This is a genomic window from Actinobacillus genomosp. 2, assembly GCF_029773605.1.
Classification (GTDB): domain Bacteria; phylum Pseudomonadota; class Gammaproteobacteria; order Enterobacterales; family Pasteurellaceae; genus Actinobacillus.
On sequence record NZ_CP103807.1, the window covers coordinates 851,251 to 865,660 of the forward strand.

The 14,410-nt window shown below is 38.0% G+C and carries 14 protein-coding genes; 1 reads left to right on the forward strand and 13 read right to left on the reverse strand.

All coding sequences use genetic code 11. From position 1 onward, the window contains the following. Positions 1-16: 16 nt before the first annotated feature. The 6 genes from NYR60_RS04145 to NYR60_RS04170 all read right to left on the reverse strand — a co-directional run bounded on the left by NYR60_RS04145 (position 17) and on the right by NYR60_RS04170 (position 6,194). A complete protein-coding gene (locus NYR60_RS04145; protein ID WP_279467873.1) occupies positions 17-1,198 on the reverse strand; it encodes an aspartate aminotransferase family protein in 1,182 nt (393 codons plus the stop codon). A 9-nt stretch (positions 1,199-1,207) separates the two neighbouring features. Beyond that, positions 1,208-2,065, reverse strand: a complete 858-nt coding sequence (gene argB, locus NYR60_RS04150; RefSeq protein WP_279467874.1) for an acetylglutamate kinase — start codon at positions 2,063-2,065, stop codon at positions 1,208-1,210. Positions 2,066-2,094: 29 nt separating this feature from the next. Beyond that, positions 2,095-3,039, reverse strand: coding sequence for an N-acetyl-gamma-glutamyl-phosphate reductase (gene argC / locus NYR60_RS04155; RefSeq protein ID WP_279467875.1), 945 nt, complete (start codon positions 3,037-3,039; stop codon positions 2,095-2,097). Positions 3,040-3,233: 194 nt separating this feature from the next. Beyond that, positions 3,234-3,956: a purine-nucleoside phosphorylase gene (gene deoD / locus NYR60_RS04160; RefSeq protein ID WP_279467876.1), complete on the reverse strand. Its 723-nt coding sequence runs from the start codon at positions 3,954-3,956 to the stop codon at positions 3,234-3,236. A 60-nt stretch (positions 3,957-4,016) separates the two neighbouring features. Then, positions 4,017-4,793, reverse strand: coding sequence for a deoxyribose-phosphate aldolase (gene deoC / locus NYR60_RS04165; RefSeq protein WP_279467877.1), 777 nt, complete (start codon positions 4,791-4,793; stop codon positions 4,017-4,019). Positions 4,794-4,925: 132 nt separating this feature from the next. Continuing rightward, entirely contained in the window at positions 4,926-6,194 is a 1,269-nt protein-coding gene (locus NYR60_RS04170; RefSeq protein ID WP_279467878.1) for a NupC/NupG family nucleoside CNT transporter, read from the reverse strand. A 214-nt stretch (positions 6,195-6,408) separates the two neighbouring features. Here NYR60_RS04170 and NYR60_RS04175 point away from each other — a divergent pair, with 214 nt between their 5' ends. Then, positions 6,409-7,053: a YczE/YyaS/YitT family protein gene (locus tag NYR60_RS04175; protein ID WP_279467879.1), complete on the forward strand. Its 645-nt coding sequence runs from the start codon at positions 6,409-6,411 to the stop codon at positions 7,051-7,053. Between the two features lie 64 nt (positions 7,054-7,117). Here NYR60_RS04175 and NYR60_RS04180 read toward each other — a convergent pair whose 3' ends face one another. From NYR60_RS04180 to NYR60_RS04210, 7 genes are read right to left on the reverse strand one after another with little or no spacing between them, the layout of a single operon-like run. After that, positions 7,118-7,759 carry a bifunctional 4-hydroxy-2-oxoglutarate aldolase/2-dehydro-3-deoxy-phosphogluconate aldolase gene (locus NYR60_RS04180; protein WP_279467880.1) on the reverse strand — a complete coding sequence of 214 codons (642 nt, stop codon included), beginning with the start codon at positions 7,757-7,759 and terminating at the stop codon, positions 7,118-7,120. A gap of 12 nt (positions 7,760-7,771) precedes the next feature. Beyond that, positions 7,772-8,716 carry a sugar kinase gene (locus NYR60_RS04185; RefSeq protein WP_279467881.1) on the reverse strand — a complete coding sequence of 315 codons (945 nt, stop codon included), beginning with the start codon at positions 8,714-8,716 and terminating at the stop codon, positions 7,772-7,774. Then, on the reverse strand, positions 8,717-9,397 hold the full coding sequence (locus NYR60_RS04190) for a GntR family transcriptional regulator (RefSeq protein WP_279467882.1): 681 nt from the start codon (positions 9,395-9,397) through the stop codon (positions 8,717-8,719). 10 nt (positions 9,398-9,407) lie between these two features. Next, complete coding sequence (locus NYR60_RS04195) at positions 9,408-11,009, reverse strand: mannitol dehydrogenase family protein (protein WP_279467883.1); 1,602 nt, start codon at positions 11,007-11,009, stop codon at positions 9,408-9,410. Further along, complete coding sequence (gene uxuA / locus NYR60_RS04200) at positions 11,009-12,082, reverse strand: mannonate dehydratase (RefSeq protein ID WP_279467884.1); 1,074 nt, start codon at positions 12,080-12,082, stop codon at positions 11,009-11,011. The genes NYR60_RS04195 and uxuA overlap by 1 nt, the downstream gene beginning before the upstream one ends. Before the next feature lie 10 nt (positions 12,083-12,092). Then, entirely contained in the window at positions 12,093-13,112 is a 1,020-nt protein-coding gene (locus NYR60_RS04205; RefSeq protein WP_279467885.1) for a zinc-binding alcohol dehydrogenase family protein, read from the reverse strand. Between the two features lie 11 nt (positions 13,113-13,123). After that, positions 13,124-14,404, reverse strand: coding sequence for a TRAP transporter large permease (locus tag NYR60_RS04210; protein WP_279467886.1), 1,281 nt, complete (start codon positions 14,402-14,404; stop codon positions 13,124-13,126). Between the last annotated feature and the right edge of the window lie 6 nt (positions 14,405-14,410).

Below are 14,410 nucleotides of genomic sequence, written 5' to 3' on the forward strand. Positions count from 1 at the left end.
TTTACTTTATAAACGCTTATAAATTCTCTAACACTTCTCTTAACACAGCAACACCTCGTGCAATCTGTTGTTCAGAGATGATTAGTGGCGGTAATAAGCGTAATTTAGTTTTCGCCGTGAGCGTTAATACGCCTTTTTCTATTGCTTTCGCCACCACATTAACCGCTTTTACCTCATCTTCAAACTCAATACCAAGCATTAAACCTAAGCCGGAAACTGATTTTACTTTTGGTAGCGTGAGCAATGCTGCTCGTAATTTTTCGCCTTTAATCGCAACATCGGCAAGGAATTTTTCATCCATTTTGGATAATACTGCATTTGCAGCTGCACAACAGACCGGATTTGCACCAAAGGTTGAACCGTGATCGCTTTTACCGAGTGTATTTTGGCATTTGTCACCTAATACGAAAGCACCAATTGGTAAACCGCCGCCTAAGCCTTTAGCAAGCGTGATAATATCCGGCTGTAAGCCGAAGTGCTGATAAGCGAATAATTTTCCGGTACGTCCGATACCGGTTTGTACTTCATCAATAATAAAAATAATATCTTTGGCTTGGCAAATCGCTTGTACACCTTGTAAATATTCGGCATCTAATGCACAAACACCACCTTCGCCTTGCACTACTTCTAAAATTACCGCACATACATCATTTTGTTCAAGACGTGTATGTAAAGCCTCTAAATCGTTAGCCGGCGTATGTTCAAAACCTTGTGTAAATGGGAAAAAGTGCTGATGAAACACATCTTGTCCGGTTGCTGCAAGGGTTGAAATCGTACGTCCGTGAAATGAATTAACTAAACTGAGTACGGTCGCTCTGCCTTTGCCGTATTTGTCATGGCTATATTTACGCGCGGTTTTAATTGCCCCTTCATTCGCTTCTGCACCCGAATTGCAAAAAAATGCTCGTTTTAGACCGCTTGCTTCAACCAAACTTTTTGCCAGTACTCCAGACGGCTCAGTAAAGAATAAATTTGAAGTATGCTGTAATTTACCCGCCTGAGTAGCTACCGCAGTCAGCCAACTATCATCCGCCCAGCCGAGGCTATTGGTGCCGATACCGCTAGTAAAATCTAAATATTGATTACCTTCAAAATCCCATACATCACAACCTTTTCCGTGTGAAAGGGCGAGATTAAATCTGCCGTAAGTTTGAGCGATATTATCTGTATCTAATTGTTTGATGTCGTTGCTGTTCATTTTCTCTTCCTAATTATTTTTATAAAAAAGCGTGCCGTTTTTACCACCGAATAGTGAAACTAAAATGGCGTGCGGTACTCGTCCGTCAATGATATTTGCCTCAATGCCACCAGCATTAATAAAATCAGTACAACAAGCGATTTTCGGAATCATACCGCCAGCGATAATGCCTTGATCAATTAAGCCTTGTACTTCGCTGACTTCAACTTCCGGAATCAACGTACTTTCATCAAAGCGATCACGTAATAAGCCTGCAATGTCCGTCATACTAACGAGTTTCGCCGCACCTAATACCATCGCAATTTCACTCGCCGCCGTGTCCGCATTGATGTTGTAAGCGACACCTTGATCATCCACACCAACCGTAGAAATCACCGGAATTAAATTCGCATTTAACGTAAGATCCAATAATTGGCTATTTACTTTAACAATCTCGCCGACAAAGCCGTAATCTACTTCAGCTTGTAACTTTTCGCATTGCAACATATTGCCGTCAATACCGCATAAACCAACGCCTTTACCTTTTAATAATGCCACCAAACTTTTGTTCACTTTACCAGCGAGCATTTGTAATACCACATTAATCGTATCTTGATCGGTAACACGCAAGCCATTGATAAATTGTGGTTCTTTACCGAGCAATTTCACTCCTTGTGAAATTTCCGGCCCGCCACCATGTACCAATACCACTTTCACACCTAATTGGTTCAACAATAAAATGTCTTGCATCACCAATTTTTTAAGATCTTCATTGATCATCGCATTGCCGCCGTATTTCACTACGATAATTTTTTCTTGATACGGAGCAAGATAAGTGGTCGCTTTTTCTAAAAGATTTGCAAAATTTTCAACTTCGTTTTGTAACATTTTAAACCCCAAATAATATCTCACGCTGACTATACTTCTAATCCGGCAGTTTCTTCACGGCCTAGCATAATATTCATACATTGTATCGCCGCGCCGGATGCACCTTTACCTAAATTATCGAAACGTGCACACAATAACAGTTGTGTTTCATTACCGTAAACAAAGATTTCAAGGCTGTCTTTACCACTAAACTCATTCGCCGCCAACATTCCATCTTCAGGTAGTGAACAAGCAGGATGAACCGTAATCAATTTTGCGTTTTGGTAATACTCGCTGAATAAATTTGCAATTTTTTCGGCAGAATTGACCTCTTGTGAAAGGGCTGAAACAGGGAGCGGTACAGTCACCAACATTCCGTTGTAATAGTCGGCAACTGCCGGTGTGAAAATAGGAGGGTGGTTTGAACCGGTAAGCACTTGCATTTCCGGTAAATGTTTATGTTTGAGAGCTAATCCATAAACACGAGGAGCATTGAATTTTTGTTCACGATCTTGGTTTTGATATTCAGCGATCATCGCTTTACCGCCGCCGGAATAGCCGGTGAGAGAATGGCAAGAAAGTGGATAATCGGCACTCAGTACACCTTTTTCAATAAGAGGGCGAACTAATGCAATATAACCTGTAGCATGGCAACCTGGCACAGCAACTCGATTCGCATTTTGAATTTTTTCAAACTGCCCGGAAAGTTCGGCAAAGCCATAGATCCAGTCTGGATTAACACGATGAGCGGTTGAAGTATCACAAATTCTTGCATTTGCCAGGGCATTCGCCACTAATTCTTTAGAGGCTTCGTCCGGTAAACAAAGAAACGTCAAATCAGCTTCTGCGACTTTCGCTACCCTAGCATTAAGATCTTTACGTAATTCTTCCGGCAAGCTCAATAATTCAATATCTTCTGCACTGGCTAGACGGTCAAAAATACGCAAACCGGTTGTACCGACTGCACCGTCCACAAAAATTTTATATTTACTCATCATAAATCCTTATTACTGTCAAAACGTTAAGCATCTTACTCTTATTCAAGTAGAATTTCAAACCCAAACAGAATAAAGATTCACTAAAAATGAATAAATAATCAATCTTATTTTTAACATGATGACTTATATAAAAAAATCCTCCAAGATGTTCATCTCAGAGGATTTATAAAATAATCTGCAGAATTAACCACTTATTCCGCTTGATCGCCGATTAATACAGATTCTAACGCAATGGTAATCATATCATTAAAAGTTAATTGACGTTCTTCTGATGAAGTTTGTTCACCGGTACGAATATGGTCTGAAACGGTACAAATTGCTAATGCTTTCACACCATATTCTGCTGCAACCGCATAAATACCAGCTGCTTCCATTTCCACGCCTAAAATGCCGTATTTTTCCATTACGTCAAACATTTCTACATCTGGTGTATAGAATAAATCCGCAGAGAATAAGTTACCAACACGTACTGCAACACCTTTTTGTTTCGCCGCTTGAACGGCTGCTAATGTCATATCAAAATCAGAAATTGCTGCAAAATCGTTATCACGGAAACGTATACGGTTTACTTTTGAATCAGTACAAGCTCCTGAACCGATAATAACATCACGTACTTTTACATCTTGACGCACAGCACCGCAAGAACCGACACGGATGATTTTTTTCACCCCGTATTCAGTAATTAATTCTTTAGCATAAATTGAACAAGATGGGATCCCCATACCATGTCCCATTACCGAAATACGGCGACCTTTATAAGTACCAGTATAACCGAACATATTACGTACGTCCGTTACTTGTACGGCATCTTCTAAAAATGTTTCCGCAATATATTTTGCACGAAGCGGATCGCCCGGCATTAATACAACGTCAGCAAATGCACCTTCAGGTGCGTTAATGTGTGGAGTAGCCATTTTGTTTTCCTCTATTACGATATAGCTTGTAAAAAATTAATAAATTTCAACCGCTTACTATTAGTAACCACTAACTTCTTTAGTTGCTTGATCATTTAAAGTTGCAAGCAGATTGGTTAATAAACTTGAAGCCCCGAAACGGAAGTGATCCGCATTCACCCAATCTTTTCCAAGAATTTCTTGAGCTAACGCTAAATATTGTGCCGCCTCTTCCGACGTTTTTACACCACCAGCTGCTTTAAAGCCAACTTTATTCGCGACATTTAAATCACGAATAGCTTCTAACATAATGCGAGCAGATTCTAAAGTTGCATTTACCGGCACTTTACCTGTTGAGGTTTTTATAAAATCCGCACCGGCTTTAATGGAAATCTCACTCGCTTTACGAATCAATTCAGCGGTTTTAAGTTCACCAGTTTCAATGATGACTTTTAGTAATACGTTTGATGCTTGGCAAACTGCCTTACATTGTTGTACTAATTCAAAACCGATTTGTTCGTTGCCAGCCATTAATGCTTTGTAAGGGAATACCACATCCACTTCATCCGCACCATAAGCCACAGCAGCTTTGGTCTCCGCAACTGCAATTTCAATATCATCGTTACCGTGTGGAAAGTTCGTTACCGTGGCAATCTTAACTTGCTCGGTTCCCTGCGCTTTTAAGGCTTTACGTGCAACTGGCACAAAGCGAGGATAAACACAGACTGCTGCTGGCGTACCAAATTCCGTTTTACCTTGCTGACAAAGTGTAATCACTTTTTCGTCCGTATCATTATCATTTAATGTCGTTAGATCCATTAAAGATAAAGCGATTTTTGCCGAATCTTTTAAACTCATATGATCCTCCATCTTACATTTGTAAAATATGAAAAAATTATAACGCTTGTATCTACATACGCAAACGTTTACTTAACCCTAAAATGACAACACCACTGTTTCCAGTGGTGTTCTCTATAAAAGCATTAGCGATTACATTACCGCTCCGCCGATACCGATAAATAATCCGGCAATCGCCGCACTCATTAAATTAGAGAGCGTACCCGCAACAACAGCTTTAACCCCCATACGAGCAACATCACTACGACGACTTGGTGCCATCCCACCTAAACCGCCGATTAAAATTGCGATTGAGCTTAAGTTAGCAAAACCACATAGTGAGAATGTGATGATTGCGATAGTTTTCGGGCTTAATGCCACCGTTGCTTCAGGTTTTAAGTAGTTTACAAAATCCGCATAAGCAACAAACTCATTTAAAATTAATTTCTGACCGATTAATGAACCCGCAACTTGAGATTCAGCGCCCCAAGGCACACCGATTAACCATGCTAAAGGTTGGAACACATAACCGAATAGTGATTGTAATGTTACATTTTCATAACCGATAACTGAAGAAACACCGCCGATAAAGCCATTAAGCATTGCAATTAATGCGATAAATGCTAATAACATTGCACCAACGTTCATCGCTAATTGCATACCTGAGAATGCACCAACCGCAGCTGCTTCAATTACGTTAGAAGGTTTTTCTTCAATATCATCATCGCTTAATTCATCTTTAAATTGTTCTGATTGCGGATGAAGAATTTTCGCGAATAATAAACCGCCCGGTGCCGCCATAAATGATGCCGCAATTAAATACGGAAGCGGTACGCCCATACCTGCATAACCAATCATTACCGCACCGGCAACTGAAGCCAAACCACCACACATTACCGCGAATAACTCAGAGTTAGTCATTGATTTAATATAAGGTTTGACTAAAAGAGGGGCTTCTGTTTGACCGACAAAGATATTTGCCGCCGCAGACATTGATTCTGATTTTGATGTACCTAATACTTTTTGTAACGCACCGCCAAGGATACGGATGACAATCTGCATAATACCTAAATAGTAAAGTACAGAAATGAGAGATGAGAAGAAAATAATCGGAGGAAGAACTTTTAAAGCGAAAACGAAACCGCCACCGCCAAATACTTCAAACATTTTATCGCTAACTAAGCCACCGAATAAGAAGCTGATCCCATCATTACCATAGTTGATAACTTTACTCACGCCTTCTGCAGCTGCTAGTAAGCCCTTACGACCTGTTTCCCAATAAAGGATTACCGCACCGATCCCGATTTGTAGAACCAATGCCCCTAATACTGTACGAAAACTAATTGCTTTGCGATTATTAGATAATGCAAAGGCAATCAGTAAAAGTACAACAATACCTAAAATACTGTTTAACGCACCCATTTGAAAAACCTCAAAAAAGTAAAAGGAATAATACGTCGTTTTCCGAAAAAAACGCCATCTAAAAAAGTTTCATAACTATACCTTTTTTTACATAAAAAATCTTCTAATATTTTACACTGGATACTTTCAAAATTGAGAGATTCAGCCCTCTTACTATTTAAAATCAGATAAATAGATATAATGGCTTATATTCATTACTTAAAAATATTTACTTATGCAAAAAAAATCACCAATCCCACTTATGCCTTGGTCTGCAAAACACCAATGGGAACTTCGATTTGATACATTATTAATTATCTCACTGACTCTGATTTGTATCGGGATAGGAGAAGGATTACTAATTTTAGCGAATTTAGGTGCAACACCTTGGACAGTATTATCGCAAGGATTAGCCTTACAACTAAATATCTCAATAGGGACATCTATTGCACTCATTAGCTTTTTAGTACTGTTACTTTGGATTCCCTTCAAATTACGCTTTGGATTAGGCACGTTACTCAATATCTTTTTTATTGCCCTATTTGCTGATCTTACCGTTAACTTGCTCGAAAAACCCGAGATACTAATCGTTAGAATCATCTATATGTTAACTGCAATCCTGATATTCGGTATCGGAACGGCTATGTATTTATCATGTCGACTGGGAGCTGGCCCTCGAGATGGCTTAATGGTGGGAATCTGTTTACGTTACGGTTGGAAAATTAGTATTGTCAGGACTTCGATTGAAGTGTTTGCTTGTATTGTCGGCATATTACTTGGCGGCACATTTGGCATCAGTACGATTCTTTTTGCACTCAGCATAGGCTGGCTAATTCAAATTACTTTTTTATTCTTAGCTCGTTATTTTCAAGCGGTCTGATTTTCCAAATTTTTTGCAATAACGAAAATCAGACCGCTTGTAGGTTTCATCATTAATTAAGTGATTAAGCCTGTGTTAATGCTACCGCTTCTCGTACCAATCTACCAATTTCATCCCAATTCTTCGTTTGAATTAAGGATTTCTCCACAAACCAAGAACCACCGCATGCGACAATATTCGGAATCGCTAAGTATTCTTTAATATTGCTTGGGCTAATGCCACCGGTCGGCATAATTTGCAAGTTACCGTAAGGACCCAGTAAGGCTTTAATCATTTTTACCCCACCGCTGGCTTCCGCTGGGAAAAATTTAACCGCTTCAATGCCTAACGCCAATGCGGCTTCAATTGACATCGGGTTATTCACACCAGGTGTAATCGGAAAATCTAAATCTTGGCAAAGTTTCACGATAGTCGGATTTAATCCCGGTGTCACGACAAAATCTGCCCCCGCATTTTTCGCTTTTACCACTTGCTCTGCGGTTAATACTGTACCGGCAGCAATTAATACTTCCGGATAGTGCTGACGGACTAAACGAATCGCTTCTTCTGCAGCAGCCGAACGGAAAGTAATCTCTGCAACCGGTAAGCCGTTTTCCGATAAGGTTTTGACTAACGGTAAAATGTCTTCCGCTTGTTCTACCGCAATTACCGGTACGACTTTTAACTGACGAAGTTTTTCAATAATTTGGGTTGTTGTGTATTTCATTCTCTTTTCCTTCTACATCGCATTAAACTCAGCAAAGAGATGTGCAGTTGCTGATGTCTCAATAATGGCACCTTTATGTTGAATGACAATGCCTGCTAATTGATTACCTTGACGACAACACACCGCTAACGGTTTACCTTGTAAATAACCGGCTAAGAATCCGGCATTAAAAGAATCCCCCGCCGATGTTGTATCGACCACTTGTTCCACCGGTGTGGTCGGTACAAATGTTTGTTGTTGATGTTCGCACACCACCGCCCCACGACTGCCTTGTTTGACAATGATTTTAGGAATCCCATACGCCGATAAACGCGTAATTGTCTGTTGTTCGTCCTCATCTTGCCATAACATCGCCTCATCATCGAATGTGACTAACGCCACATCAACTAAAGGTAATAATGCACGATAGCAAGTTTGTGCTTGTTCAAGGCTTTCCCATAATTTCGGACGGAAATTACTGTCAAAGGCAATTTCTACTCCCGCTTGTTTTAATTCCGCTAAATAGGTTATCAACAACGCTCGGTCAGGCTCCGGTAGAATAGCTAAAGAAATACCGCTTAGATAAATCATATCTACCGAATCCAGCTCACTTAATACTTGAGAAAAATTCGGATGTTGTAATAAATAACGGGCTGCCGACTGATTACGCCAATATAAGAACGTACGTTCGCCTTGCTTATCTAATTGAATTAAATATAACCCTGGTGAACGCTGTTCGTCTTTTAACACCCATTGCGTATTAATGCCGTCTGCTTGCCAATAAGCCAACATCCCTTGGCTTAATTTATCTGTCCCTAAGGCAGACACATAACACACTTGAATCTGTTCGGGAGTGGATATACGCGCTAAATAGGTCGCCGTATTGAGCGTATCACCGCCATAAGTCTGACGCATCTGCCCAAATGGCTCTCCATTCAGCTCTATCATGCACTCTCCTAAAAGGGCTAGTTTTTTCATTTAACCACCATTTTTATTAAAATAATGACTATATTCTTGTTCAAACCGCTCTTTATCTAAAATATATTGATGTAAATGCTCCTCAATATGAATCCTTGCAGCATCCTTATCTTTATTACGAATTGCATTTACAATATTTTTATGTTCTTCTACTGTTTTTAGAGAGGGCTTGTGCTTAAATATACAAGTTCTTGCTCTATCAAAATGAATATTTAATCCAGCCATTAAATTATAAATATTGTTTTTCTTACTAAATTTAAAAAACAGATAATGAAATTGATTATCTAATTCCAAAAATTTTTCATAATTTTTTTGATTCAAATAGAATTCTTGCAAGGCAATACATTCATCTAATAAATCAAGCTCACTCGATTGAATTTCTTCACATAATAGTGCAACTATCTCTTTTTCAATGGTTAATCGTAAAAAGCGAGCCTCTTCAACGAGGAAAGGATCCATTAAAGATATGAACGTTCCTTTTTGAGGCTGTATTGTTACTACTCTATTCCTAGAAAGATCAATCAATGCCTCTCGTATAGGTGTACGACTAATCCCTAGTAACTCTGCAAGTTCTGTTTCACTTACTTTAGTACCCGGAGATAATTCCATATTTACAATCATTTCTCTAATAATACGATAAGCATAATCACGAGAACTTTCTCGAAGCTTTGGCTCTGCCATTTTATTAACCTTAATTTACATATTTATGTAGTGTAATTCTGACTGCTCCAACACCAGATAACAATTCATTAAAATACTTCTCTACTTTTTCTGCCAATCCAGCTTCATAGAGATCTACACCAAAAATTGTTTTATCTGATAAAATTGGTTTCAAGGTACTAGATGATACTACACTTCCTAATTTTATATTAGCGAGTTTCTCTTTTAATTCATTTAATCTAGGATCAGCACTATTTTCAAAAACTTTTCCTTGATCATCAATTCCAAGTAAATAACGTAACCAGCCGGCAAAAATAAGAGGAATTGCAACTAGTTCATTTATATTATTGCCTAATTTAAGATGAGATTTTAAGGTTTCTCCAAAACGAATAGCTAATTTCTGTGAGGTATCTGTTGCAATACGTTGTGGAGTATCAGGAATAAAATCATTTGAGAGTCTGATATTAATAACCTCATCAATAAATTGCTTCGGATTTATTAATTTCGGATCAACAACAACAGGTAATCCTTCTTGATAGCCTAATTTTTTAATTAATGCTAATAAATCAGCATCTTCAACTTCCGTTGAAATTTTAGTGAAACCTAATAAGCAACCAAAAACTGCCAATCCCGTATGTAACGGATTTAAACAAGTAGTTACTTTCATTGTTTCAATCTGATTTACCGTATCACGATTTGCAAAAATAACACCAACTTTTTCTAATGCTGGACGCCCATTAGGAAAATTATCTTCTACTGCTAAATACTCTAGTTCTTCCGCATTCACAAATGGGGCAACATAAGTATTTTTTGATGTTACGACAGGTTCAAGGTTTTCGATACCTTCAGCTTGTAGCTGTTTTTGTACATCTGCATCTGGGCGAGGTGTAATTTTGTCAATCATTGACCAAGGGAAACTGATTTTTTCTGAATTGAGATAGTCGATAAAATCTTGCGATAAATGACCGCACTTTTGCCATTGCTCAGCAAATTCTAAAATGACCTTTTGTAATTTTTCGCCATTTTTAGACATGTTATCCATACTAACAATAGCTAGTGGTAAGCCACCTGCTTTGAAACGTTCTACTAATAATGCCACAATTTTACCAATATAGCTTTGTGGTTGTGCTGTACCATTTTCAAAGTCAGCTTTGACCGCTGGATAATATTGACCATCTAATCCCTTAATTAAATAGCCTTTTTCAGTAATAGTTAAGCTGACCATTTGTAGCGATGGTGCAATAAAAATCTCTTTTAAGCGCGTAAAATCTTCAACAAAACTTGGATCCATTCTAAGGCTTTCTACTACACTACCCACTATAATTTTATCTACAGAGTGATCGTTTTTTAATTTAGCAAACAAAGATAAGTTATCGTACGGACGATAAGCTTTCTCAATAATCTCATAGTCAAAACCTTCCGCAACAATGATCCCTTGTTTACTTAATCCTTGATTTAACATTCTTTGTTGCAAGTTTGCCAAGAAAGCACGGAAAATATTACCTGCACCAAGGTGTAACCAAATTGGTTCTTGCTTAGTTTTTTCCACCACTTCCGCTTGATTGAATTTGGGTAATTGATACCCCTTTTCTTGCCATTCCGGTGAGGTTAAAGATTGATATGATAGTTTCATTATTTTCCTCCTTTTGCTTTTTCATAAGCATCCCATAAGCCTTCAATATACATAATGCCTAATGCACGATCATATAAGCCATAGCCAGGACGACATTTTTCTTCCCAAATATGACGACCGTGATCCGGACGCCAATAACCGTCAAAACCAACTTCATGGTAAGCTCTAACGATTTCTGCCATATCAAGAGAACCGTCTTTAGTTAAGTGTGAAGTTTCTAAAAAATCACCATTATCAAACACTTTTATATTGCGGATATGAGCAAATGGAATTCGTTTATGGAAAGCTCTAATCATTGCAGGAATATCATTTTTAAGATTCGGTCCTAATGCTCCACTACATAACGTAATGCCATTAGATGGACTATCAACCATATCTATAATTTTTTGGAAATCGTCAAAGCATTTCACAATACGAGGTAAACCAAACACAGAGAACGGAGGATCATCAGGATGGATTGCCATTTTAATACCAACTTCTTCTGCTACAGGAATAATTTGTTCTAAAAAGTATTTAAGATTTTCTCTTAATTTGTCTTCTGTCATACCTTTATAAAGATCAAATAATTTATCTAAATGTTTTAAACGTTCAGGTTCCCAACCCGGCAAAGTTAAATCTTTTGAGTTTTCCATAAACTGTTTAACTAAAACTTTCGGATCAATACCATCAATTTTAGCGTGTTCATAGAAAAGTGCAGTTGAACCATCCTCAGTTTCTTTAAATAAATCGGTACGAATCCAGTCAAATACCGGCATAAAGTTATAACAAACTACTTTTACACCATATTTGCCCAAATTACGTAAAGTGATTTTATAATTTTCGATATAAGTATCACGTTCGGAAGAACCTAACTTGATACTTTCATGAATATTTACACTTTCAACCACATCAATACTCAAACCGTAAGGTTCAACCTGAGATTTAACTTCTGCAATGCGTTCTTCTGGCCATACATCACCTGCTGCCATATCGTGTAATGCCCATACAACACCTGTCATACTTGGAATTTGCTTAATGTATCTTAATGGAATTGTATCGTTACCTAACCCATACCATCTAAATGTTGTTTTCATATTTTATTCCCTACCATTCAAGTAATACTTTACATACTGTATTTTTCTCGTTTTTGATAACATCAAAAGCTTTTTCAATATCTTCGAATTTATAAGTGTGAGTAATCATTTTTTCTGGTGTTACTTTGCCTTCTTCAAATAATCTCATCACTTCAGGGAAACGCTTATTATTTAAACGTGTTCCGAATACATTGATACCTTTTTTAGTAAATGCGACTTGTGGAATTTCAGAAGGTGTTGCTCCTGTACCAAGTACAACAAAGCGACCTGAAGGTGCTACAATATCTAATGCATCTAAAATACTTTGTGGCGAACAGACGGCATCAATTACAACATGGGCTCCCTCATTATTAGTAAATTCGGCTACTGCCTGTTTCATATCTACATTTTTCACATTAATCGCTTTAGTTGCACCCATTTCACGAGCTAGTTGTAACCGTTCTTCAAAAATATCAGTAATTAATACTTCAGCTCCTCTTGCACGAGCTACTTGCATAGCCGCTAAACCGGCAGGACCTGAACCAAATACAACAACTTTATCGCCTTGAGTAACATTTGCACGAGTATTAATTTCAACGCCTACTGCGTAAGGTTCAATCAATACTGCTGTTTTGTGAGTAATTTTATCTGTATTAACTTTGTATACATTATCTGCTCGGCTTTTGGCATATTGTGCAAAACCACCTTGTTGATGCACTCCTGTCACTTTTAAGTTACTACAGACATTATGATGTCCTGTACGGCAAGGATAGCAATGACCACAACTATTTACGATGTCGCTAACTACAAAATCGCCGACTTTAACATGTGTTACAGCACTACCTACTTTTTCAACGGTACCGACAAATTCATGACCTATTACCATCGGATATTGAGCTAAAGAATTACCACCTGTATAAATGCCTATATCTGATCCACAAATTCCACCAAAAGCAACCTTGATTACTACATCAGTATCATTTTCGATTTCAGGCATAGGAATATCAGTAATATTTAGTTCAAAAGGTTTATTTACGATTACAGCTTTCATAGTATAAGTCCTTATTTAGTAAAGAATTTCAATGGTTCCATAAATGTACTTGGGAATAAAATCATCATTAGCAACACTGCGATAATAGCGAGTAAGAATGGCCAAATTTTCTTCACAATGCGTTCCATATTGATTTTCCCTGTACTTGCAGCAACATTAAGTACAGTTCCGACAGGTGGTGTTAATAACCCAAATACACAAGAAATGATAAATACCACACCAAAATATACGGGGTTTATTCCAGCTTGTTTAACTGCTGGCATTAAAACGGGGGTAAGGATTAAGATAGTAGGTACAACATCCATAGAGGTACCAACAAGTAATACCAATCCAACAATTACAAACATTAATAGTGTTGGAGATTCGATAAATGGTTGTAGTAAATCAGTAACAATTCTCGGGATATTACCTATAGTCATTAGCCAAGAAGACACCATAGCAGCTGAAGCTAAAAACATAATCGCTGCACTAGATTTTGCCGATGATATGAAACATTCTTTAATCGCTTGGAATGTTAATTCACGATATACAAATAATCCGATAATTAATGCATAAACAACAGCAACAACACCTGCCTCAGTTGGAGTAAATGCTCCACTACGTAAACCTAGCAAAATACCTACCGGCATTAATATTGCCCATACAGCTTTACGGCAAGCAGTTAATACTTCTCTGAATGAACGTTTCGGTAATGGAACAGCGGAATCTTGACGAGAAACTAATGCCCAAATGATACATAATGCGATAGTAATATAAATTGCCGGGGCAATTCCTCCCATAAATAAATCCGTTACGGATACACCGGCTGTCACACCAAAGATAATCATTGGTACTGACGGAGGCATAATTGGTGATAAAATATTACCAGCACCAATTAATGCAGTAGCTCGGTCACGGTTATAACCAATTGTTGCCATCATTGGGATAAGGATTGCTCCCAAAGCAGCTGTAGAAGCTACGGCACTTCCGACTAAGCTAGCAAATAATAGGATCGCAATAATAGCTACATAACCTAGACCACCACGGATATGACCTACAAGGGCTGTTGCAGCATCAACAATTTTATTTGTTAAACCACCACGATTCATTAAATCTCCAGCTACTACGAAAAATGGAATCGCCATCATCGAGAAGCTATCTGCACCGTTAAATAAATTTTGAGAAAGAATTTGTGAGTTGAAGCCACCAAGATAGAACATCAACATCATACCTGAGAATAGTAGAGAGAAAGCAATTGGAATACCAATTACAATACCGCCTACAAGACTTGCTAGAAAAATAAGAATAGTCATTTGTTT